Consider the following 21,661-nt stretch of genomic DNA (forward strand, 5'->3'; position numbering starts at 1 on the left):
TGAGCGGGGACCCGGGCACACGGGTCGTGGCATCCCCCGGCCACCTGGCGGCGGCCGGCCTCACAGCGATCGCGGTGTCCTTCGCCTTCGCCCGCTACGGGTACGGGCTCTTCCTGCCGCAGTTCCGCGAGGCGTTCGCCCTGTCCACCGAGGCGGCGGGCCTGCTGGCCGCGGCCGGGTACGCCGCCTACCTGCTGGCGCTGGTGGTCACCGGAGCGGTGGTCTCCCGAACAGGCCCGCGGCTGCTCGTCGTGGTCGGCACCTCCGCCGCGACGCTGGGTACGGCGATGGTCGCCGCGGCGCCGAACGCGCTGGTGCTCGCGATCGGGGTCTGCGTCGCCGCGACGAGTCCGGGTGGGTGCTGGGCGCCCTTCTCCGACGCCGTCGCCCGGCAGGTGCCGCCGGATCGGCAGCACCGCACCCTGTCGGTGATCACGTCCGGCACGACGTTCGGCGTGCTGGTCTCGGCGCCGGTGGCTTGGCTGACCGGTGCGGCTTCCACCTGGCGGCTGGCGTGGGCCGGCTTCGCGGTCGTCGCCCTGATCTCGGCCGTCTGGAACGCGCTGCTGGTGGCCGGTGGCCCCGACCCGCGGCGCACGGACGCGCCGGCGGGCGCATCCCCGTGGCGCTGGCTGCGGCGCACGGGCAGCGCACCCCTCCTGCTGGGCAGCGCCGGGTTCGGTCTCACCAGCACCGTGTACTGGACCTACGCGGTTGACCGCGTAGCGGGCGCACCGACCATGCCGGACGTCGCGGCGCCGGTGTTCTGGGTGCTCGTCGGCGGCAGCGGGATCCTGGGTACCGCTACCGGGTCCCTGGTGGCCGCCGGCGGGCTGCGCCGGACGCTGGTCGTCACCTCGCTCGCTCTCGGCCTGGCTTCCGCGGTCATGGTCCTGCCCCCGTCCTGGGCGTCGGTGGCGTCGTCCGCGGTGCTCTTCGGCTCGAGCTTCATGGTCCTGTCCGCGCTGCTGGTGATCTGGTCCGGCGAGGTGTTCCCGGAACGACCGGCCACCGGCTTCAGCGCCGCGCTGTGCGCCCTGGCCCTCGGCGCCATCGCCGGGTTGCCCCTGCTCGGTGGCTATGCCGATGCCCGCGGGCTGCCGGCCATGTTCGCCGTCAACGCCGTGCTGGCCCTCCCGATGCTGCTGCTGCGGCCCCGGTTCGCCCGGCCGTCCCCGTGAGGGGGGCGACGACGTGCGCCGGGGCCCGGTCAGCGGAAGGGGGCGAGCGGTCAGGCATCGCGGGCCCGCACGCCCTCCAGGCTCGACCCGTTCCCGAGCTTGCCGGCCGGGATGACGCTCAGCGAGCCGTCGCTCTCCAGCACCACGGCCGCGATCGACGTGAGGTCACCGGAACCCGTCGACCGCACGGCCTGCCGGATCTCGTCCATCGACACGCGCTCGGCTGCGAGCGCCCCCGGCAGGGCGCACCCGTCGCGGAGCAGCAGGGTGGGCCGCGCGGTCACCACCGCCCGCCCGCCCGGCCAGCGGACGGTCCCCCACGCGACCAGTGACTGCAGCAGCGCCAGCACGGCCAGGGCGAGCGCACCCTCGGACCAGGAGACGTCGCTGTTGAGCAGGATCGTCGCCAGGGTCGAACCCAGCGCGACAGTGACGACCAGGTCGAAGGCGTTGAGCTTGGCCAGCGTCCGTTTCCCGGACAGCCGCAGCACCACCACCACGGTCAGGTAGGCAGTGGCCCCGATGACGGCCACCCGCACCAGGTCGGACCACGAGTCGAACCACACGGCTACTCCCCTCTCCCAGCCCGCCGGTAGAGCACCCGGCCCGGCGCCGACGTCGTTCCGTGCACCACGGTGCTCGCGGCGACGACCAGGCTGCCGGCCGCCAGGACGACCGGGTCCACGGCGAGCCGTTCGGCCTCCATGGCCAGGTAGAAGAGGGCGGAGACGCCGATGGGGCCGAACCAGCCGAGGAAGACGGCATCGGGCCGGCCGAGGCCGAGCGGTCGGCGCAGCGCCCACAGCACGGGCAGCCGGCGCAGGAGCAGCACGCCGACGACCAGTGCCGGCCCCCGCCACCCCAGCTCGGTCCACGCCGACCACGGCAGCACCGCCCCGAACCCGACGAACAGCGGGAGCACCAGGAACCGGTTGACCGCCTCGTCGATCGGCACGTCGTCGGTCCGGTCGGAACCGGTCGCCACGTGGTTGAAGGCCAGCCCGGCGACGAACACGGCGAGGATGCCGTCCACGTGCACGAGCCCGGCGGCGCCCAGGACGGCGAAGGCGAGCACCGCGGTGAACAGCAGGCGCGGACCCGGGCTGGTGGATCCGTGCTCCTCACCCGCGCGCAGCGCCCGCCCCCCGAGCCAGCCGGCCGGCACGCCCAGCAGCACCGCGCCGGCGACCTGCCACACGGATTCGGCGACCGCCGCCCCGAGGCTGTCGGCACCCGCCACGGCGAGCGCGAGCAGGACGAGGGGCAGTGCCAGACCGTCGTTGGCGCCCGACTCCAGCGAGAGGATCTGCCGGTCACGGGCCGGCAGGTCCTCCTCGGCGGGTCCGCCGGTCACGACGCTGGAGGCCAGCACCGGGTCGGTGGGGCACAGCGCGGCACCGATCAGCACCGCGGCACCCAGGCCGACGCCCAGCAGCCAGGCGGCCAGTCCCGCGGTGACACCGGCCATGACCGGCATGGCGACCGCCAGCAGGAGCAGCACCGGGCGGAGCTGGTCCCGTGCGGCGGCGACCGGGTAGCGCAAGGCCACCGCCATCACCGAGACGGCCAGCAGCAGCCGCGTGGTGGTGTGCAGCCAGGTGCTGTCCTCGGTCATCGGCGGCACGTCCAGGAGCCCCAGCAGCTCGGGCCCGAGCAGCACGCCGGCGGCCAGCGCCAGCACCGGCTCGGACACCGGCAGCCGGCGCAACCGCTCGGACAGGGCGGCCACGGCCAGGCCGAGTGCGCCCGCGGCGACGAGCAGGACGTCGATCAGCACGTGGCCCACCCCGCCGTCACAGCTGCGGGCGGACGCCGGCTTCGCCGCGGAGGTCCGATGGCTGCAGCGGCCCGTCGCCGTCCACGGCCGCCCGCCCCGGGCCGCGCCGCCCCAGCGGGAGCACGGTCCGCTGCCGGGCACCCTCGAGCTCCAGGGCGAGGGCCGCGTAGAAGGCGACGCCGGCCAGGACCAGGCCGACCCAGCCGGCCGCCGCCTTCCACCCGGCCGAGCCGGTGAGCTCGTAGCCGCCGGTGACGAGGAAGCGGGTACCGGCCAGAGCCATGACCAGCGCGGGGACGAGCTTGCTGCCCGCTGCTGAGGCCGCCGGGATGAACATGGCCGCGCCCGCCGTCAGCAGGAAGACGCCGAGACCGTCGCTGACCGCTCCGGGCGGGGACGTCAGCGTGGTGAACCCGACGACCGCCCAGGTGCCGGACAGCACCCCCATGCCGGTGGCCGCCACCGGGTCGCGGGCGAGGAAGCCGACGACCGACGACAGCAGCTGCAGCGGCACGGTGGCGGCCAGGGCCGTGAGAGCGGCGATCCGGCCCTCGGTGGGGGCGATCCACTCCAGCTGGACGGCGGCGAACAGCACGGTCGAGACGGCCAGCGCCAGGAAACCGAGGGGTAGCGGGGTGGCGATGGGCCGGAGGACGACGCGGGTGCCCACGGGTTCGGACATCAGCTCACCAGCGCCTGGGTCGCGGACTCCTTGAGCTTGGCGTTGGCCCAGCGCATCTGCCGCAGCGTGTCGGGGTGGCAGCGCTCGGCCAGCGCGAGCAGCTCCCGCTTGCGCGCGCCCTGCGCCGCCTGCGCCAGCAGCTCCCAGTCCAGCGACACCCCGGCTGCCTCCCGGTGCACGTGGCGGAGGTCGGCGAGCAGCAGCAGGCCGGGTTCTGGGCGGCGGCCCAGCAGGTCCGACGTCGCCTGCTGGATCCGCTCCAGGATCCCCGGCTCGCCCTCGGGCTCGGGATCGAGGTCGACGCCGAAGTCGGCCCCGATCCGGGCCAGCTCCGTGACGTGCCGCTGCGACCAGCCCGCGATGTCGCGGGCGACGTAGAAGACCTCGTGGTCGGCCTTGTGCCGGTCGGACACGGCCAGCAGCACGCGGGCCAGGTGGTTCTCCGACCGGTGCAGCTCCTCGATCGCCAGGCCCAGCTTCACCGTGCACCTCCCTGCTCCAGCGCCAGCGCGTCGTCGCCGCCCCGGGTGGGTGGCACGTCCGCCGACACCGGCCGCGAGCCGGTGGTCGTCGGCGCGAGCGACGGACCGTCGCCGGCAGCCAGCCGGGTGACGGCGGCCGCGGCGGTCTTGAAGATCGGCTGCTTGGAGCAGGCGTCCCAGTCGGTGAGGGTCAGCTCGTTCGCCGCCCGGTCGTGGCCGTCGGGCTCGTGGCCGGCTGGTTGGTCCCAGTAGCCGTAGTGGAACGGCAGGAACAGCACCCCCGGTCGGATGCCGCTGACCCGCACCTTCGCCTCCACCCGCCCGCGCGGGGTCCGCACCTCCAGCAGGTCACCTTCGGCCCATCCGTGGTCGGCGGCGTCGGAGGCCGACATCTCCACCCACACCTCCGGCGCGGCAGCCTGCAGCTGCGGGGCGCGGGCGGTCTTCGTGCGGGTGTGGAAGTGGTACAGCGTGCGGCCGGTGATCAGCTGGAACGGGAAATCCTCACCGACGAGCTCGTGCGGCGGCAGGTACTCCGCGGCCTTGAGCACCGCCCGGCCGGTCGGGTTGAGCGCCCTGTACTCGGTCTCGTCCAGCGGGGCGCCGGTGACCAGGTCGCGGCCGTAGCTCTCGCAGTAGTCCGGCTGCGCCCAGAACTGCCCGTCGACGTAGATGTGCTCGGTGCCGTCGGGGTGCTCCTCGGTGACCGGCCACTGGATGCCGCTGCCGCCGCGGAGCTTGTCGTAGGACAGGCCGCTGTAGTCGCACGGCCGCCCCTTCGAGCACTGCTTCCACCCCTCGAACGCACCCTCGGGGTCCGACCACTTCACCAGCGGGGCGCCGTCCTTGTCCCGCAGGTCGAGCCGTCGGGCGAAGTCGATCAGGATGTCCAGATCCGGCCGCGCCTCCCCCGGCGGGTCGACCGCCTTCTCCGACAGGTGCACGGTGCGGTCGACGTTGGTGAAGGTGCCGGTCTTCTCGCCCCACGTGGCCGCGGGGAGGACGACGTCGGCGAGCTGCGCGGTCTCGGACAGGAAGATGTCCTGCACGACGAGGAACAGCCGGTCCTGCGACAGCAGCGACCGGATCCGCGCGAGCTCCGGCAGGGAGACCGCGGGGTTGGTCGCGGTGACGTAGAAGAACCGGATGGATCCCTCTTCGATGTAGCGCAGCTGCTGCATGATGTGCGTCGGCGGCGAGTAGTGCGGGATGTCCATCGGGTCGACGTTCCAGACCTTCGCCAGGTCCTGGATGTGGCTGTCGTTCGACCAGTTGCGGAAGGCCGGCAGGTCGCCGTCGGCGCCGGCCTCGCGGGTGTTCTGCGCGGTGGGCTGGCCGTTCATCTGGAGGATCCCGCAGCCCGGCCTGCCGAGCATGCCGCGCACGACGTTGACGTTGTTGACCTGGACGGCGGCCGCGGTCGCCTGGTGCGACTGGTAGAAGCCCTGGAGCACCGTGGAGAGCAGCCGCTGGGCGTGCCCGATGATCCGGGCGGCGCGGCGGATGTCCTCGGCCGGGACGTCGCACACCTCGGCGGCCACCTCGGGCGGGTAGTCCTGCACCCGCTTCGCCAGCTCCTCGAAGCCGACGGTGTGCGCCTCGACGTACTCGGAGTCGACCCAACCGTTGCCGATGATCTCGTGCAGCAGCGCGTTCATCAGCATCACGTTCGTGCCGGGGCGCGGGGCGAGGTGCACCGTGGCCGCGCGGGCCACCGGGGTCTCGCGGGGGTCGACGCAGATCACCTGGGGCGGGTTGGGGCCGGCCAGCCGGTCCAGCACCCGGCTCCACAGCACGGTCTGGGTCTCGGCCATGTTGTGCCCGTAGAGGCAGATGACGTCTGCGGAGTCGATGTCGGTGTAGGAGCCGGGTTGCCCGTCGGAGGCGAAGGTCTCCTTGAGCGCCGCCGCCGCGGTGGCGGTGCACAGTCGCGTGTTGCCGTCGACGTGGTTGGTGCCGATCCCGCCGTGCGCGATCAGGCCGAGCGTGTAGTACTCCTCCAGGAACAGCTGCCCGGTCGTGTAGAAGGCGATCGAGCTCGGCCCGCGCTCGTCCAGCAGCTCCCGGCACCGTCCGGCGACGGCGTCCATGGCGGTGTCCCAGTCGGTCTCCACCAGCTCGCCGTCCCGGCGGATCAGCGGCCTGGTCAGCCGGTGGGGCGAGTTGTTGGCCTGCCAGCCGTAGAGGTCCTTGGGGCCCAGCCGGCCGTGGTTGACGCGGTCCACCGCGCGGCCCCGGACGCCGACGATCCGGTCGTCCTTCACGGCGATGTCCAGACCGTCGCCGTTGGAGTGCAGGATCGTCGCCGACTGCACCCAGCGGTCGACGTCGTCCTCGGTCAGCCCGTCGGCGAGGAAGGAGTCGACGCGGGTCGGCCAGGTCTCCCCCGGCCCGTACGGGGTGCGCGTCCCCCACGGCTCGCCGATCCGGTCGATCCGCCCCATCACGTCCTCCTCCGATCACGAACGGCCCGGTCGAGCCGACCGACCCCTACCCGTGCCGGCTACCCCGCTGCTCGCGGCACATGACAGATCTGTGACATCGGGGCGGTTCGCGCGCGAGCCGGGGTAGGCCACGGGTCCCGGTGGGATGCGCAGGCGTCGAGGGGACGCCCGCCGCCGGCGCATGGAGGAGGATCCCGTGACCGTTGCCAGCCAGATGCTCGAGACCTACCCGAAGGACCTCGGCGGTGTGGACCGCGACAAGCTGCGGGAGTGCATCGAGGCCTGCATCGAGTGCGCCCAGGCCTGCACCGCCTGCGCCGACGCGTGCCTGTCCGAGGACATGGTCGCGGAGCTGAGGAAGTGCATCCGCACCAACCTCGACTGCGCGGACGTCTGCGACACCACCGGCCGGGTGCTGTCCCGCCACACCGGCTACGACGCGAACCTGACCCGCGCGGTGCTGGAGGCGTGCGCCGCTGCCTGCAAGGCGTGCGGCGACGAGTGCGCGGAGCACGCCTCGATGCACGAGCACTGCCGCGTGTGCGCGGAGGCGTGCCGGCGCTGCGAGCAGGCCTGCCGGGAGCTCATCGCGTCGCTGGGCTGACCAGCCCGTCCCTGCCCCCACGCCTCGCGCCGCACGACCCGGTGGACGCGTCCGCGTCGCGCGGGGCGGCGGGGCACCCCCGACCCGAGATCGGAGCCCACCCATGCCCTCGAAGGCGCAGCACGACGACCAGCAGCACCGGGACGACCGGAGCGGCAGCAGCCCGATGGACAGGAAGATGTACCTGCGCTTCGGCGCGATGATCCTCACCGCGATGGTCGTCATGTACGCGGCCATGTTCGCCGGCACCTACGAGTGGGGCCACGTCCGGTTCAGCGAGAGCCGGGTGTTCATGGCGCTCACGATGGGCGGGACCATGGGCCTGGTGATGCTCGGCTGGATGCTGAACATGTACCGCAGCACCAAGGCCAACGTCGCGATCGTGGTGGCGAGCCTGGTCCTGCTCGGGGTCGGGGTGTTCCTCGACCGCAGTCAGACCACCGTCCAGGACGAGTCCTGGATGAGCTCGATGATCCCGCACCACTCGCTGGCCATCACCCGGTCCGAGCGCGCCGAGATCTCCGACGCCCGGGTCTGCGAGCTCGCCGTCTCGATCAGCGAGGCGCAGCGGCGGGAGATCATGGAGATGGACTGGCTGCTCGACGACATCGACGAGAACGGGGTGGCCGCGACGCCCGAGGAGGCAGCGGCCCGCCCCGTCCCCGAGTTCGACGTCTCCGCGCTTCGCAGCTGTGCGACGGACTGACGGCGGGCGCACCGGTTGGACCAGGACCGCCCGGGTAGCCCTCGCGCTCCGCGAGCGCCTGCCGGAGAGAGGTCCCCCGATGACGAGGAACACCGCGCGCCACCGCGGCCGGTCGCGCGGATGAGCAGCCGCGTCGGACAGGGCAGCGCCGAGCGGTCACGGGGCCCGTTGTGGGTCTGGCCCGCGACATCCGGAGCGATCGCGGCGGCGGCCGCCTGGGCGTTGGGGCAGGTGCGACCGCGCAGCGGCGTCCTGGCCTCGCTCTGGCCGAGCGACAGCAGTGCACCCGGGGCGCTGCTGCAGGTCGTGGCCACCGGCTCGGTGACGATCACCACCCTGACGCTCAGCCTCACCGTGGTGGCGCTGCAGATGGCATCGCAGCAGTTCTCGCCCCGGCTGCTGCGCGACTTCGCACGGGACCGGGTCACCAAGCAGGTCCTGTCGGTGTTCGCCGCCACCTTCGTCTTCGCCGTCACGGGTCTGCGCGGGGTCGACTCGGCCACGCCGGTCGCCACCCTGGTCTGCGTCGGGGCCGCCGTCCTCGGCATCGCGTCCTTCGCCGCGCTGCTCGCCTTCATCACGCACATCTCCGCGCTGCTCCGGGTGGACACGATGATGAAGCGGCTCCACGACGAGACCGATCGCGCCATCGACGGCTTCTACGCCCCCTACGGGGACCGGTCCCTCCGTTCCCCCGACGAGCTGCGGCTCGACGCGGACGGCGGGTGGTCGGTCCGGGCGGCCACCAGCGGCTTCGTGCGCGTGATCGACGTGGCGACGGCGGCTGGTGCCGCCCAGGAGCACGACGCCGTGGTGCGGATCGAGGTCCGACCCGGGGACCACGTGACGCGAGGAGCCCCGGTGGCCACGGTGTGGTCCTCGGGTCGCGGGTCCCCGGCGGAGGAGCTGCACGAGGCCGTCCGCCGGGCGATCGACCTCTCGTACGAGCGGACCATCGACCAGGACGCCGCCTTCGGCATCCGGCAGCTCGAGGACATCGCCATCAAGGCGATGTCCCCCGCCATCAACGACCCGACGACCGCCGACGCCGCGGTCGGGCACATGGCCGACCTGCTCGTGCGGCTGACCGGACGCCGACTCGGCGCCGCGCTGCACGAGGACCAGGAGGGCGTGGGCCGGGTGGTCGTGCCCGACCGGGACCTGGAGTACTACCTGGAGCTGGCCTGCGGCCAGCTGCGCCGGTTCGGCGCGGACGAGCCCACGGTGCTGATCTCGCTCCTGCGGATGCTCCGCGACGTCGCGGTGGCCTGCCGGGACGACCACCAGCGGCCCGACGTCGCCGACGCGGCGGACCGGGTCCTGGCCCAGCTCTCCCCCCGGGACGGCGACTCCGACACCGGCGGCGTGCACGACATGCACCGCCGAGTCGGCCAGGCGCTGCGCGGGCGGGTCGAGGAGGCGTTCGCCGACCGCGCCGGTGAGACGCGGTCGATGTGACCGTGCTCAGCGACCGACCTGGGCCGGCGACTCACCGCCCTCCAGGTCGCCCTCCGTGTCGAGGTAGGCCTGCTGCAGCTCCGCGAGCAGCGAGGGATCCGGCTCGGCCCACATCTTCCGGTCGACCGCCTCGAGCAGCCGCTCGGCGATGCCGTGCAGCGCCCACGGGTTCGACTTCTCCATGAACTCGCGGTTCTCCGGGTCGAGCACGTAGGTCTGCGCGAGCTTCTCGTACATCCAGTCGGCGACCACGCCGGTGGTGGCGTCGTAGCCGAACAGGTAGTCGACGGTGGCGGCCAGCTCGAAGGCGCCCTTGTAGCCGTGCCGGCGCATCGCGGCCAGCCACTTGGGGTTGACCACCCGCGCCCGGAACACCCGGGCGGTCTCCTCGGTCAGCGAGCGGGTGCGCACCTGCTCCGGCCGGGTCGAGTCGCCGATGTAGGCCGCCGGGGCGCGGCCGGTCAGCGCGCGGACGGTCGCGACCATCCCGCCGTGGTACTGGAAGTAGTCGTCGGAGTCGGCGATGTCGTGCTCGCGGGTGTCGACGTTCTTGGCGGCGACGGCGATCCGCCGGTACGCCGCCTCCATGTCCGGCCGGGCCTGCACGCCGTCGAGGTCGCGGCCGTAGGCGTAGCCACCCCACACCGCGTACACCTCGGCGAGATCGGCGTCGCCGCGCCAGTCGCGGGAGTCGATCAGCGAGAGCAGCCCCGCCCCGTAGGCACCCGGCTTGGAGCCGAACACACGGGTGGTGGCCCGGCGGCGGTCGCCGTGCCCGGCCAGGTCGGCGTCGACGTGGGCGCGCACGTAGTTCTGCTCCGCCGGCTCGTCGAGGCCGGCGACCAGGGTCACCGCGTCGTCGAGCATGGTCACCACGTGCGGGAAGGCGTCCCGGAAGAAGCCGCTGATCCGCACGGTCACGTCGATCCGCGGCCGGCCGAGCTCCTCCAGCGGCACCGGCTCCAGCGCGGTGACCCGGCGGGAGGCCTCGTCCCACACCGGGCGCACGCCGAGCAGGGCCAGCACCTCGGCGACGTCGTCGCCGGAGGTCCGCATCGCCGACGTCCCCCACACCGAGAGCCCGACCGAGCGCGGGTGCTCGCCGGTGTCGGCCACGTACCGCTCGACCAGGGACTCGGCCATCGCCTGCCCGGTCTCCCACGCCAGGCGGGACGGGATCGCGCGCGGGTCGACGGAGTAGAAGTTGCGGCCGGTCGGCAGCACGTTGACCAGCCCGCGCAGCGGCGAGCCCGACGGCCCGGCCGGCACGTAGCCGCCCTCCAGCGCGTGCAGCGTGGCGTCGAGCTCGTCGGTGGTCCGCTCCAGGCGGGGCACCACCTCGGCCACGGCGAACCGCAGCACCGCCGCGACGCCGTCGTCGTCCCGGCCGAGCACCTCGCGGACGACCTCGTCGACCGCCGCCTCGACCCACCCGCGGGCCTCCATGCCGCCGACCAGGGCGGCCGCGGTGGCCTCGACCTCGTCGGTGGCCTTGAGCCCCGCGGATCCGTCCTCGGTCAGGCCCAGCGCCTCGCGCAGGCCGGGCAGCGCGACCGAGCCGCCCCAGATCTGCCGCGCGCGCAGCATCGCCAGCACCAGGTCGACCCGGTCCTGACCGGCCGGGGGCGAACCCAGCACGTGCAGGCCGTCGCGGATCTGGGAGTCCTTGATCTCGCAGAGCCAGCCGTCGACGTGCAGGATCATCTCGTCGAAGTGGTCGTCCTCCGGCCGCTCGTTCAGGCCCAGGTCGGAGTCGAGCTTGGCCGCCTGCAGCAGCGTCCAGATCTGCGCGCGGACGGCGGGGAGCTTCGCCGGGTCCATCGCGGCCACGTTGGCGTGCTCGTCGAGCAGCTGCTCCAGCCGGGCGATGTCGCCGTAGGTCTCCGCGCGCGCCATCGGCGGCACCATATGGTCGACCAGCGTGGCGTGCGCGCGGCGCTTCGCCTGGCTGCCCTCGCCGGGGTCGTTGACGAGGAACGGGTAGACCAGCGGCAGGTCGCCGATCGCGGCGTCCGGGCCGCACGAGGCCGACAGCCCGACGGTCTTGCCCGGCAGCCACTCCATGTTGCCGTGCTTGCCGACGTGCACCAGCGCGTGCGCGCCGAACTCCGAGCGCAGCCACCAGTACGCGGCCAGGTAGTGGTGCGACGGCGGCAGGTCGGGGTCGTGGTAGATCGCGATGGGGTTCTCGCCGAAGCCGCGCGGCGGCTGCACCATGACGACGACGTTGCCGGCGCGGAGGGCGGCGAAGACGATGTCGTCGCCGTCCACGAACAGCGCGCCCGGCGGCTGCCCCCAGTGCTCGACCATCGCGTCGCGCAGGTCCTCGGGCAGCGTGTCGAAGAAGGCGCGGTAGCGCTCCGCCGGGATGCGCACCGGGTTGCCCGACAGCTGCTCCTCGGTGAGCCAGTCGGCGTCCTGGCCGCCGGCGGCGATCAGCGCGTGGAACAGCGCGTCGCCGTCGAGGCCGGCCACGCCGGGCAGCGCGTCGGGCCCGTCGAACGGACCGATGTCGTAGCCCTGCCCCTGCATCGCGGCGAGCAGCCGGACGACCGACGCCGGGGTGTCCAGGCCGACGGCGTTGCCGATGCGGGCGTGCTTGGTCGGGTAGGCCGACAGCATGACCACGATGCGGCGCTCCGCCGGCGGGGTGTGCCGCAGCCGGGCGTGCGCCACCGCGGTGCCGGCCACACGCGCGGCCCGCTCGGGGTCCGGGACGTAGGAGGTCAGCCCGTCCTCGTCGGTCTCCTTGAACGAGAACGGGACGCTGATCAGCCGGCCGTCGAACTCCGGGATCGCGACCTGGTTGCCGACGTCCAGCGGCGAGAGCCCGTCGTCGTCGGCCAGCCACTCCTCGCGCGAGCGGGTCAGGCACAGGCCCTGGATCACCGGCACGTCGAGCTCGGCGAGCTGGCCGACGTCCCAGGCGCCGTCGTCCCCACCCGCCTGCGCGGTGGCCGGGCGGGAGCCCCCGGCCGCCAGCACGGTGACCACCAGCGCGTCGGCGGTGCGCAGCGTGGCGAGCAGCTCGTCGGGCACCGTGCGCAGCGACGAGGTGAACACCGGCAGCGCCCGGCCGCCGGCGTCCTCGACCGCGGCGCAGAGGGCCTCGACGAAGGCGGTGTTCCCGGCCAGGTGGTGCGCCCGGTAGTAGAGGACGGCGACGACGGGGCCGCTGCCGCGCGACTCGCGCTCGAGGACGCCCCAGTCGGGTGCGACCGACGGCGGCTCGAACCCCTCGCCGGTGAGCAGCACGGTGTCGGACAGGAAGCGGTGCAGCTGGACCAGGTTGCCCGGCCCGCCCTGGGCCAGGTAGCCGTGCGCGGCGGTGGCCACGCCCATGGGGACGGTGGACAGCTCCATCAGCTCGGCGTCGGGCGCCTGCTCACCGCCGAGGACGACGACCGGCGCGGGACCGGCCAGCAGCGGGGCCAGCATCTCCTCGTACTGCCGCCGGACACCGAGGATGCGGACGACGACCAGCGGGCTGCCGTCGACGAGCGCGGCGATCCCCGCGTCGTCCAGCCGGGCCGGGTTGCCCAGCCGCCAGCCGGCGCCCGAGGCGCGGGCGGACAGCAGGTCGGTGTCGCTGGTGGACAGCAGGGTGAAAGCGGGGTCGCTCACGGCGCGTTCCTCACTCGGGGTCCGCGCCCCGGGTCGTCGGGCACGGCAGCCGGAGTGTCTGGCTCACCCGTCTCCGGGCTCACAGTGGCGGGACCGCGTCGGAGTTGCACCGACTTCCTCGCTGACTGCCGTGATGCGGGGACCGTACCTGGCGCCCCCAGTAGCCTCGCCAGCGCCATGACCGCCGCTCCCCCGCCCCGCGACCGGCCCGACGCCTGCCCCGGAGCGCTGCAGACCCACGCCGCCGCCGACGGCGGGCTCGCGCGTGTGCGCGTCCCCGGTGGGGCGCTCACCGTCGCCCAGCTGCGGGTGCTGGCCACCGCCGCGCACGAGCTCGGCGACGGCGCGCTGGAGCTGACCAGCCGGGGCAACGTGCAGCTGCGCGGCGTGCGGCCGGGTGCGGAGCCCGAGCTCGGCGATCGGCTGGCCACCGCGAGGCTGCTGCCCAGCGCCACCCACGAAACGGCCCGCAACGTGCTGGCCAGCGTGCTCAGCGGCCGCGCGGGCGGGCTGCTCGACGTGCGCCCCTGGGTGACCGCCTTCGACGCCGGGATGTGCGCCGACCCGTCGCTCGCCGCGCTGCCCGGGCGCTTCCTCGCCGCGTTCGACGACGGCCGCGGCGACGTCGCCGGCATGGGTGCCGACGTCGGTCTGCTCGCGCTGGACGGCGGCGCCGTCGCGCTGCTGCTGGCGGGGGCCGACAGCGGGGTGCGCGCGGCACCGGAGGAGGCGGTCGCGCTGGCCCTGGCCGCCACGCGGGCGTTCCTCGCTGTGCGGGCCGGCCAGGGCGGCACCGCCTGGCGCCTCGCCGAGCTGGCCGACGGTCGGGCGCGGATCGCCGGTGCGCTGGGCGGGCCGCGCGCCGAGCCGGTGCCGGCACCGGCGTCCCCGCCGACCGGCCCGGCCGGTGCGGTGGACCAGCACGACGGGCGCACCGCGCTGGTCGCCGTCGTCCCGCTGGGCCGGCTCACCGCCGGGCAGGCCGAGCTGCTGGCCGCCACCGCCGGGCACGACCTGCAGCTCACGCCCTGGCGCAGCGTGGTCGTCCCCGACCTGCCCGACGCGTCCGCGGCCGGGGAGCTCGCCGCCTCCGGCCTGGTGCTCGACCCGGGCAGCGCCTGGCTGCGGGTCACCGCCTGCGCCGGCCGGCCCGGGTGCGCGAAGTCGCTGGCCGACGTCCGGGGCGACGTCGTCCGGGCGGTCTCGAGCGGCACCCTCCCGGCCGGCGGCGCCCGGCAGCACTGGGTCGGCTGCGGGCGCCGCTGCGGCCGGCCCACCGGCGACGTCGTCGACGTGGTCGCCACCGGCGCCGGCTACCGGGTCGGCTGAACGCCTACTTCCGCCAGAACAGGTGGTGGGTCACGCCGCTCGGGCTGGGCACGACGTCGCAGTGGAAGCGGTCAAGGAGCTCGTCGGGCTTCTCCCAGAGCCGCACACCGGCCCCGAGCTCCACCGGTGCCACGGCCACGTGCAGCGTGTCGACGAGGTCGGCGTCGAGGAACTCCCGGATGGTCGTCGCCCCGCCACCGAGCCGCACGTCCTTGCCGTCGGCCGCCTGCCGCGCCTGCTCCAGGACCGCGGCCGGTTCGCCGCCCACGAAGTGGAACGTGGTGTCCGACAGCGTGAACGACGGGCGCTCGTGGTGGGTCATGACGAACACCGGGGTGCGGAACGGCGGCTCCTCGCCCCACCAGCCCTGCCACGCGTGGTCCTGCCACGGGCCGCGCTGGGGGCCGAACTTGTTGCGGCCCATGATCTCGGCGCCGATGTTGTGCGTGAAGTCGCGGGTGAAGTAGTCGTCCAGGCCGCGGGTGCCCCCGGGATCGGTGCGGTTCGGCCAGCTCGCCGTGGCCCCGGCCCACGACATCAGGGCTGCCGGGTCGGCGTGCCCGAACGGCCGTTCCAGGCTCTGGCCCTCGCCGGCGCCGAAGCCGTCGCTGGACACGGCGAAGTTCTGCACTCGCAGCAGCTGCGTCACGGCTCTCCCTCGGGTGCGTGTGGTCGACGACGGGAGGACCGTCGCGGCCAGCGGAAGTCATCGGTCGTGCGGGACGTAGCCTCCTCGCCGATGTCCGAGCAGAGCTACGAGTACGAGAAGGACGGCGCCGAGATCTACCGGCAGTCGTTCGCCACCATCCGGGCCGAGGCGGACCTGGCGGGTCTGCCCGAGGACGTCGCCCGGGTCGCGGTCCGCATGATCCACGCCTGCGGGCAGGTGGACCTGGTGGCCGACGTGGCGTGGTCCGACGGCGTCGTGGCCCGGGCCCGCGCCGCCCTGGACGCCGGCGCCCCGGTGCTCTGCGACGCCCAGATGGTCGCCTCCGGCATCACCCGCCGGCGGCTGCCGAAGGACAACGACGTCGTCTGCACCCTGAACGATCCGCGCACCCCGGGGCTGGCCGCGGAGCTGGGCACCACCCGCACCGCCGCCGCGCTGGAGCTGTGGCGCGACCGCCTCGACGGCGCCGTCGTCGCCATCGGCAACGCACCCACCGCGCTGTTCCACCTGCTGGAGATGGTCGCCGCGGGCGCACCCCGGCCGGCCGCCGTGCTGGGCATCCCGGTCGGCTTCATCGGTGCCGCGGAGTCGAAGGAGGCGCTGGCCGCGTCCGACCTCGACTTCCTGGTCGTGCGGGGCCGCCGCGGCGGCAGCGCGATCACGGCGGCGGCCGTGAACGCGATCGCGAGCGACGTCGAGTGAGCGGGCGGCTGTACGGGGTCGGGCTCGGCCCCGGGGACCCCGAGCTGGTGACGGTCAAGGCGGCCCGGCTGATCGGTGCCGCCGACGTCGTCGCCTTCCACGCCGCCCGGCACGGCCGGTCGGTGGCCCGTGGCATCGCCGAGCCGTACCTGCGCGAGGGCCAGGTCGAGGAGCTGCTGGTCTACCCGGTGACCACCGAGACCACCGACCACCCCGGCGGCTACCAGGGCGCCATCGACGAGTTCTACGAGGCGGCGGCCGCCCGGCTGGCCGCGCACCTGGACGCCGGCCGCGACGTCGTCGTCCTCGCCGAGGGCGACCCGTTCTTCTACGGCTCGTACATGCACATGCACAAGCGGCTGGCGCACCGGTACCCGACCGAGGTGGTCCCCGGCGTGACCAGCGTCAGCGGCGCCGCCGCGGCCGTCGGCCGCCCCCTCGTGGAGCGGGACGAGGTGCTCACCGTGCTGCCCGGCACGCTGCCCGCCGACGAGCTCGCCGAGCGGCTGGCCGGCACCGACTCCGCGGCGGTGATGAAGCTCGGCCGCACGTTCCCGCAGGTCCGCGAGGCCTTCGCCCGCGCCGGCGTGCTCGACCGCGCCCTCTACGTGGAGCGGGCGACCACCGACCGGCAGCGCACGGCGCCGCTGGCCGACGTCGACCCGGCGAGCGTCCCGTACTTCTCGCTCGCGCTGCTGCCCAGCCCGCTGACCGGCGAGCTACCGGTGGCGGACCGGGCAGCCGACGAGGACCGGCCCGCCGGCGAGGTCGTCGTCGTCGGGCTCGGCCCCGGCGCGCGCTGGTGGACCACGCCCGAGGCGGCCGACGCGCTGGCCGGTGCCGAGGTGCTGATCGGCTACGGCCCCTACCTGGACCGGGTGCCGGCCAACCCCCGCCAGGAGCGGTTCCCGACCGACAACCGGGTCGAGGCCGAGCGGGCCGCGCACGCCCTGGAGCTGGCCCGCTCGGGTCGGCGGGTCGCCGTCGTCTCCAGCGGCGATCCCGGCGTGTTCGCCATGGCCACCGCCGTCCTCGAGGTCGCCGAGCGGGCCGAGTTCGCCGGCGTCCCGGTGCGCGTGGTGCCGGGGCTCACCGCCGCGCAGGCCGTCGCCTCCCGGGCCGGCGCCCCCCTCGGCCACGACTTCTGCGTGCTGTCGCTCTCCGACGTCCTCAAGCCGTGGGACGTCGTGCTCGACCGGCTCCGGCACGCGGCCGCCGCCGACCTGGTGATCGCCCTCTACAACCCGCGGTCGAAGCACCGCCCGCACCAGCTCGGCGAGGCGCGGGCGGCGCTGCTGGAGATCCGGTCGCCGGACACCGTGGTCGTGGTCGGCCGCGACGTCGGTGGGCCCGAGGAGCGGCTCACCGTGACGACGCTGGGCGACCTCGACCCGGGGACCGTCGACATGCGCTGCCTGCTGATCGTCGGCTCGTCGCGGACCCGCGTGACGCCGGCGGGCAGCGTCGTGACCCCCCGGACCTACCCGTAGGCCGGGCTCACCGCCCGGGGTAGGGCGCGGCCCTCAGCGCCCGGGCGAGGTGGGCGGCGTTCTCGGCCAGGGTCGCCGTCGTGGACGCCACCGCCTCGGGGGTCTCCTCCAGCTCCCGGTAGTCGGTGCCGCCCATGGCCTGGTCGTTCCAGTAGGTCGAACCCTGGGCCGGGATGGTGAACCCGATGTCGTCCAGCGCCTGGAAGGCATCGGCGACGATCTTGTGGGCGCCGTCCTCGTTCCCGACGACGGCGACGACGGCGACCTTGCCGGTCACCAGCGGCCGGCCGCTGTCGTCGGTCTCGCTCAGCTCGCCGTCGAGCCGCTCCAGCACCCGCTGGGCCACGCTGCTCATGTGCCCGACCCAGGTGGGGGTCGAGAACACCAGGATGTCGGCGGCCATCATCCGCTCGCGGATCGCCGGCCAGGCGTCGCCGTCCCCCATGTCCACCTCGACGCCGGGCCGGACGTCGTGGTCGACCACGCGGACGACGTCGCCGGTCACGCCGTGCTTCCCCAGCTCGTCGAGGACCTGGCGCGCCATGAGGTCGCTGCTGGACGGAGCGGGCGAGGGCTTGAGGCTGCACACGAGGGCAAGGGCACGGAGCGACGCGGTCTCGGTCATGCCCGGCACCTGCCCAGCCGACCTGGGCGTTCACACATGCCGGAGCACCCAGGCCGTCGCCTCCTCGACCGTCGCCACGGTCGGGACCCCCGGCGGCAGCGGCGGGCGGCGGACGAGCACGACCGGCACCCCGAGCTCCCGGGCGGCGGTCAGCTTGGCCTCCGTCAAGTGCCCGCCCGAGTCCTTGGTGACGACGACGTCGACCCGGTGCTCGCGCAGCAGCGCCAGCTCGTCGGCGACACTGAACGGCCCCCGCTCCAGCACGACCGTGGTCCGCGCCGGCAACGGCGGTTCCGGCGGGTCGACGGAGCGCACCAGCACCTCCTGGGTCAGCCCGGCGAACGCGGCCAGCCCGGAGCGACCGGTGGTGAGGAAGACGCGGGCGAACCCGGCGACGGCCTCGGCCGCCTCCTCGAGCGAGCCGACCCAGCGCCAGTCGTCCCCGGGTTGCGCCCTCCACCCCGGGCGCTGCAGGCGCAGCAGCGGGACGCCGGTGACCTCGGCCGCCCGCGCCGCCGAGGCGGTCATGACTGCGGCGAACGGGTGCGTCGCGTCGACCACGGCGCGGACCGGGTTCGCCCGCAGCCACGCGACCAGCCCGTCGGCCCCGCCGAAGCCGCCGATGCGCACCCCGCCCGGCGGCAGCGCCGGATCGGCGACCCGGCCGGCCAGCGAGGACAGCACGTCGACCCCCTCGGCGTCCAGGCCCGTGGCCAGCCGCCGGGCCTCCCCGGTGCCCCCGAGGACGAGCACCCGTCCGGTCACGCGCACCGGCCAGGCATGCTGACCACGTGAGCAGGGACGGCGCCACGGGGCTGCGCTACGGGTGGACGACGGGCGCCTGCGCGACCGCCGCCACCACCGCGGCCTACACCGCCCTGCTCACCGGCGAGTTCCCCGACCCGGTGCGGATCGACCTGCCGAACGACAGGCACCCCTCGTTCGCGCTGGCCACCGAGCAGCTGGCGGCCGACGCCGCCTCCGCGGGCGTCGTCAAGGACGCCGGCGACGACCCGGACGTCACGCACGGCGCGCTCGTCTCGGCCCGGGTCACCCACGGCGAGCCCGGCACCGGCGTCACCTTCCGCGCCGGGGAGGGCGTCGGCACGGTGACCAAGCCCGGCCTGCCCCTGCCGGTCGGCGAGCCGGCCATCAACCCGGTGCCGCGGCAGTTCATCCGCGAGCACGTCGCCGCGGTCGCCGCCCGCCACGGCGGCACCGGCGACGTCGTCGTCGAGATCTCGGTCGAGCACGGCGAGGAGCTGGCGCGCAGGACCTGGAACCCGCGGCTGGGCATCCTGGGCGGGCTGTCGATCCTCGGCACGACCGGCGTCGTCGTCCCGTACTCGTGCTCGTCCTGGATCGACTCGATCCGGCGCGGCATCGACGTCGCCCGTGCGGCCGGCCACCGGCACGTGGCCGGGTGCACCGGCTCGACCAGCGAGCGGGTGGTCACCGAGCTCTACGGGCTGCCCGAGGACGCGCTGCTGGACATGGGTGACTTCGCCGGCGCGGTGCTCAAGTACCTGCGCCGCCACCCCGTCCCGCGGCTGACGGTCGCCGGCGGCATCGGGAAGCTGGCCAAGCTCGCCGACGGTCATCTCGACCTCCACTCGGGCCGCTCCCAGGTGTCCACGGAGTCGCTGGCCGCCATGGTGCTCGGAGCCGGGGGTTCCCCGGAACTGGCCGACGGCGTGCGCGCGGCCAACACCGCGCTCGACGCGCTGCAGCAGTGCCAGGCCGCGGGTCTGCCGCTGGGCGACCTGGTCGCGGCCGGCGCCCGCGACACCGCGCTCGGGGTGCTGCGCGGCGCCCCGGTCGAGGTGGACGTCGTGGTCATCGACCGCGGCGGCACCGTCGTGGGGCGCGCCTAGCGGCATCTCGTGGTCGAGTACAGGTGGCTGTCGGGGAACTCCCCCGCGGTCAGCACCGCCCCCACGACCACCACCGCCGTCCGCTTCACGCCGGCGGTCTCCACCTGCTCGGCGATGTCGGCGAGGGTGCCGCGGAGGATCAGCTCGTCGTCCCGGCTGGCCCGCGCGACCACCGCCACGGGGCAGTCGGCGCCGTAGTGCGGCAGCAGCTCGGGCACCAGCTCGGTGATCCGCTGCACGGCCAGGTGCAGCACCAGCGTCGCCCGGGAGGCGCCCAGCGTGGCGAGGTCCTCGCCCGGCGGCATCGGCGTGGAGCGGGCCGACGTGCGGGTGAGGATGACCGTCTGCCCGACCCCCGGCACGGTCAGCTCCCGCTTGAGCGACGCCGCCGCCGCGGCGAACGCGGGCACCCCGGGGACGACGTCGTAGGGCACGCCGTGCGCGTCGAGGCGGCGCATCTGCTCGGCCATCGCGCTGTAGACCGACGGGTCGCCGGAGTGCAGCCGGGCGACGTCCAGCCCCGCCTCGTGCGCGGCCACCAGCTCGGCGGTGATCTGGTCGAGGTCGAGGTCGGCGGTGTCGACGAGGCGGGCGCCGGGCGGGGCCGTGTCCAGCAGCTCCCGCGGCACCAGCGCGCCGGCGTAGAGGCAGACCGGCGCGGCGGCGATGATCCGCGCCGCGCGCAGCGTGACCAGGTCGGCGGCCCCGGGCCCCGCTCCGATGAAGTGCACGGTCATGGCGCTACCGAACCACGGAGAAGATCGTGACCGGCATCGCCGGCTTCCAGCCGGTGTAGGAGCCGACCGGCCGGGCCCGCTGGACGCCGATCCGCACCAGCTCGCCACCGACCCGGGCGAACCAGCCGGCGAGCACCGCCTCGCTCTCGACGGTGACCGCGTTGGCGACCAGCCGGCCACCCGTCGGCAGCGCCGCCCAGCAGGTCTCGAGCAGCTCCGGCGTCGTGGCCCCGCCGCCGACGAAGACGGCGTCGGGCGCCGGCAGCCCGGCGAGCGCGCCGGGCGCCCGGCCCTCGACGACGCGCAGCCCCGGCACCCCGAGGTGGGTGGCGTTGCGGGCGATCCGGGCGGCCCGCTCCGGGTGCGCCTCCACCGCGACCGCCCGGCAGGAGGGGTGCGCCCGCATCCACTCGATGCCGATCGACCCGGCACCAGCACCGACGTCCCAGAGCAGCTGACCGGGCAGCGGCGCGAGGTGCGCCAGGGTCACGGCCCGGACCTCGCGCTTGGTCAGCTGGCCGTCGTCCTCGAACGCGGCGTCGGGCAGGCCGGGGACCGTGGGCAGCGGCACGGTGCCGGGATCGGCGGCCACCTCGACGGCGGTCACGACCAGCGGGTCCACGACCCCGTGCGGCCACTGGGCGGCCGCGCCGGTCAGCGCGTGCTCGTCCGGTCCCCCCAGCCGGGCCAGCGCGGTCACCCGGCTGGCGCCGTAGCCGAGCCGGGCGCACAGCCCGGCCACCTCGGCCGGGGTCCCGCCGTCGGACCCGAGCACGAGCAGCCGCCGTCCCGGGGTCACGTGCGACGTCACCAGCTCCAGGGCGCGGCCGACGACGGTCACGACGGCGATGTCCTCCACCGCCCACCCGAGCCGCGCGCACGCCAGGCTCACCGAGGAGGGGTGCGGGACGACGTCCACGGCCTCCGGCCCGAGCAGGCGGACCAGCGAGCTGCCGACGCCGGAGAGCATCGGGTCGCCGCTGGCCAGCACCACCACCCGGCGCTCCGGGTGCTCGTCGAGCAGGCCGGTCAGCGCGGGTCCCATCGGCGAGGGCCAGGGCAGGCGCTCGGCCGGCACGTGGTCGGGCACCAGGCCCAGCTGCCGGGTGCTGCCGCGCAGCACGTCGGCGGCCTCGATCGCGCGGCGGGCGGCCGGCGACAGGCCGTCCCACCCGTCGGCGCCGATGCCCACGACGGTCACCGGCGCGGGTCCGTCCCGCTGGTCAGCACGCACGACGGGCGATCCTAGGCACCGGCCCCGCGGAGCCGGTTGACA

General features: G+C 74.9%; 19 protein-coding genes and 1 riboswitch. Of the genes, 8 read left to right on the top strand and 11 right to left on the bottom strand.

What is annotated here, in order from left to right; all coding sequences use genetic code 11:
• Positions 1-26 precede the first annotated feature (26 nt).
• A complete protein-coding gene (locus tag DQ241_RS17075; RefSeq protein ID WP_158545955.1) occupies positions 27-1,181 on the top strand; it encodes an MFS transporter in 1,155 nt (384 codons plus the stop codon).
• 50 nt (positions 1,182-1,231) lie between these two features.
• Here DQ241_RS17075 and DQ241_RS17080 read toward each other — a convergent pair whose 3' ends face one another.
• From DQ241_RS17080 to DQ241_RS21160, 5 genes are read right to left on the bottom strand one after another with little or no spacing between them, the layout of a single operon-like run.
• Positions 1,232-1,747: a DUF421 domain-containing protein gene (locus tag DQ241_RS17080; protein WP_113831397.1), complete on the bottom strand. Its 516-nt coding sequence runs from the start codon at positions 1,745-1,747 to the stop codon at positions 1,232-1,234.
• A gap of 2 nt (positions 1,748-1,749) precedes the next feature.
• Complete coding sequence (locus DQ241_RS17085; protein WP_113831398.1) at positions 1,750-2,958, bottom strand: cation:proton antiporter; 1,209 nt, start codon at positions 2,956-2,958, stop codon at positions 1,750-1,752.
• Positions 2,959-2,974: 16 nt separating this feature from the next.
• Positions 2,975-3,640: a GPR1/FUN34/YaaH family transporter gene (locus DQ241_RS17090; RefSeq protein WP_113831399.1), complete on the bottom strand. Its 666-nt coding sequence runs from the start codon at positions 3,638-3,640 to the stop codon at positions 2,975-2,977.
• A complete protein-coding gene (locus DQ241_RS17095; RefSeq protein ID WP_113831400.1) occupies positions 3,640-4,122 on the bottom strand; it encodes a hypothetical protein in 483 nt (160 codons plus the stop codon). Before DQ241_RS17095 ends, DQ241_RS17090 begins: the two co-directional genes overlap by 1 nt.
• Entirely contained in the window at positions 4,119-6,566 is a 2,448-nt protein-coding gene (locus tag DQ241_RS21160) for a molybdopterin oxidoreductase family protein (protein ID WP_113831401.1), read from the bottom strand. Before DQ241_RS21160 ends, DQ241_RS17095 begins: the two co-directional genes overlap by 4 nt.
• A 196-nt stretch (positions 6,567-6,762) precedes the next feature.
• Here DQ241_RS21160 and DQ241_RS17105 point away from each other — a divergent pair, with 196 nt between their 5' ends.
• The 3 genes from DQ241_RS17105 (at position 6,763) to DQ241_RS17115 (ending at position 9,334) form a co-directional block, all read left to right on the top strand.
• On the top strand, positions 6,763-7,170 hold the full coding sequence (locus DQ241_RS17105) for a four-helix bundle copper-binding protein (protein WP_113831402.1): 408 nt from the start codon (positions 6,763-6,765) through the stop codon (positions 7,168-7,170).
• A 103-nt stretch (positions 7,171-7,273) separates the two neighbouring features.
• Entirely contained in the window at positions 7,274-7,876 is a 603-nt protein-coding gene (locus DQ241_RS17110) for a DUF305 domain-containing protein (protein WP_233492517.1), read from the top strand.
• 120 nt (positions 7,877-7,996) lie between these two features.
• On the top strand, positions 7,997-9,334 hold the full coding sequence (locus DQ241_RS17115; RefSeq protein ID WP_113831403.1) for a DUF2254 domain-containing protein: 1,338 nt from the start codon (positions 7,997-7,999) through the stop codon (positions 9,332-9,334).
• A 6-nt stretch (positions 9,335-9,340) separates the two neighbouring features.
• Here DQ241_RS17115 and cobN read toward each other — a convergent pair whose 3' ends face one another.
• Positions 9,341-12,958: a cobaltochelatase subunit CobN gene (gene cobN / locus DQ241_RS17120; protein ID WP_113831404.1), complete on the bottom strand. Its 3,618-nt coding sequence runs from the start codon at positions 12,956-12,958 to the stop codon at positions 9,341-9,343.
• A gap of 52 nt (positions 12,959-13,010) precedes the next feature.
• Positions 13,011-13,078: riboswitch (cobalamin riboswitch) on the bottom strand.
• A gap of 57 nt (positions 13,079-13,135) precedes the next feature.
• On the opposite strand from cobN, the gene DQ241_RS17125 reads away from it, so the two are divergent.
• Positions 13,136-14,287 carry a nitrite/sulfite reductase gene (locus DQ241_RS17125; protein ID WP_113831405.1) on the top strand — a complete coding sequence of 384 codons (1,152 nt, stop codon included), beginning with the start codon at positions 13,136-13,138 and terminating at the stop codon, positions 14,285-14,287.
• A gap of 4 nt (positions 14,288-14,291) precedes the next feature.
• Here the strand turns inward: DQ241_RS17125 and DQ241_RS17130 are convergent, their stop codons facing one another.
• The gene (locus DQ241_RS17130; protein ID WP_113831406.1) at positions 14,292-14,936 is read right to left on the bottom strand and encodes a dihydrofolate reductase family protein; all 645 of its coding nucleotides are present in this window, start codon (positions 14,934-14,936) and stop codon (positions 14,292-14,294) included.
• Positions 14,937-15,026: 90 nt separating this feature from the next.
• Here DQ241_RS17130 and DQ241_RS17135 point away from each other — a divergent pair, with 90 nt between their 5' ends.
• A complete protein-coding gene (locus DQ241_RS17135; protein WP_113831407.1) occupies positions 15,027-15,659 on the top strand; it encodes a precorrin-8X methylmutase in 633 nt (210 codons plus the stop codon).
• A complete protein-coding gene (locus DQ241_RS17140) occupies positions 15,656-17,149 on the top strand; it encodes a precorrin-2 C(20)-methyltransferase (protein ID WP_113831408.1) in 1,494 nt (497 codons plus the stop codon). The genes DQ241_RS17135 and DQ241_RS17140 overlap by 4 nt, the downstream gene beginning before the upstream one ends.
• A 7-nt stretch (positions 17,150-17,156) precedes the next feature.
• Here the strand turns inward: DQ241_RS17140 and DQ241_RS17145 are convergent, their stop codons facing one another.
• Complete coding sequence (locus tag DQ241_RS17145; protein ID WP_113831409.1) at positions 17,157-17,774, bottom strand: flavodoxin family protein; 618 nt, start codon at positions 17,772-17,774, stop codon at positions 17,157-17,159.
• Positions 17,775-17,804: 30 nt separating this feature from the next.
• Positions 17,805-18,545, bottom strand: a complete 741-nt coding sequence (locus DQ241_RS17150) for a cobalt-precorrin-6A reductase (protein WP_233492518.1) — start codon at positions 18,543-18,545, stop codon at positions 17,805-17,807.
• 20 nt (positions 18,546-18,565) lie between these two features.
• Here DQ241_RS17150 and DQ241_RS17155 point away from each other — a divergent pair, with 20 nt between their 5' ends.
• On the top strand, positions 18,566-19,648 hold the full coding sequence (locus DQ241_RS17155) for a cobalt-precorrin-5B (C(1))-methyltransferase (protein WP_113831410.1): 1,083 nt from the start codon (positions 18,566-18,568) through the stop codon (positions 19,646-19,648).
• Here DQ241_RS17155 and cobM read toward each other — a convergent pair.
• Both cobM and cbiE read right to left on the bottom strand, forming a co-directional pair.
• Entirely contained in the window at positions 19,645-20,385 is a 741-nt protein-coding gene (cobM, locus tag DQ241_RS17160) for a precorrin-4 C(11)-methyltransferase (protein ID WP_113831411.1), read from the bottom strand. The two genes, DQ241_RS17155 and cobM, sit on opposite strands and share 4 nt — an antisense overlap.
• A gap of 4 nt (positions 20,386-20,389) precedes the next feature.
• Positions 20,390-21,619, bottom strand: a complete 1,230-nt coding sequence (cbiE, locus tag DQ241_RS17165; protein WP_113831412.1) for a precorrin-6y C5,15-methyltransferase (decarboxylating) subunit CbiE — start codon at positions 21,617-21,619, stop codon at positions 20,390-20,392.
• Positions 21,620-21,661 lie beyond the last annotated feature (42 nt).

It is taken from the genome of Blastococcus sp. TF02A-30, assembly GCF_003319185.1.
Lineage (GTDB): Bacteria > Actinomycetota > Actinomycetes > Mycobacteriales > Geodermatophilaceae > Blastococcus.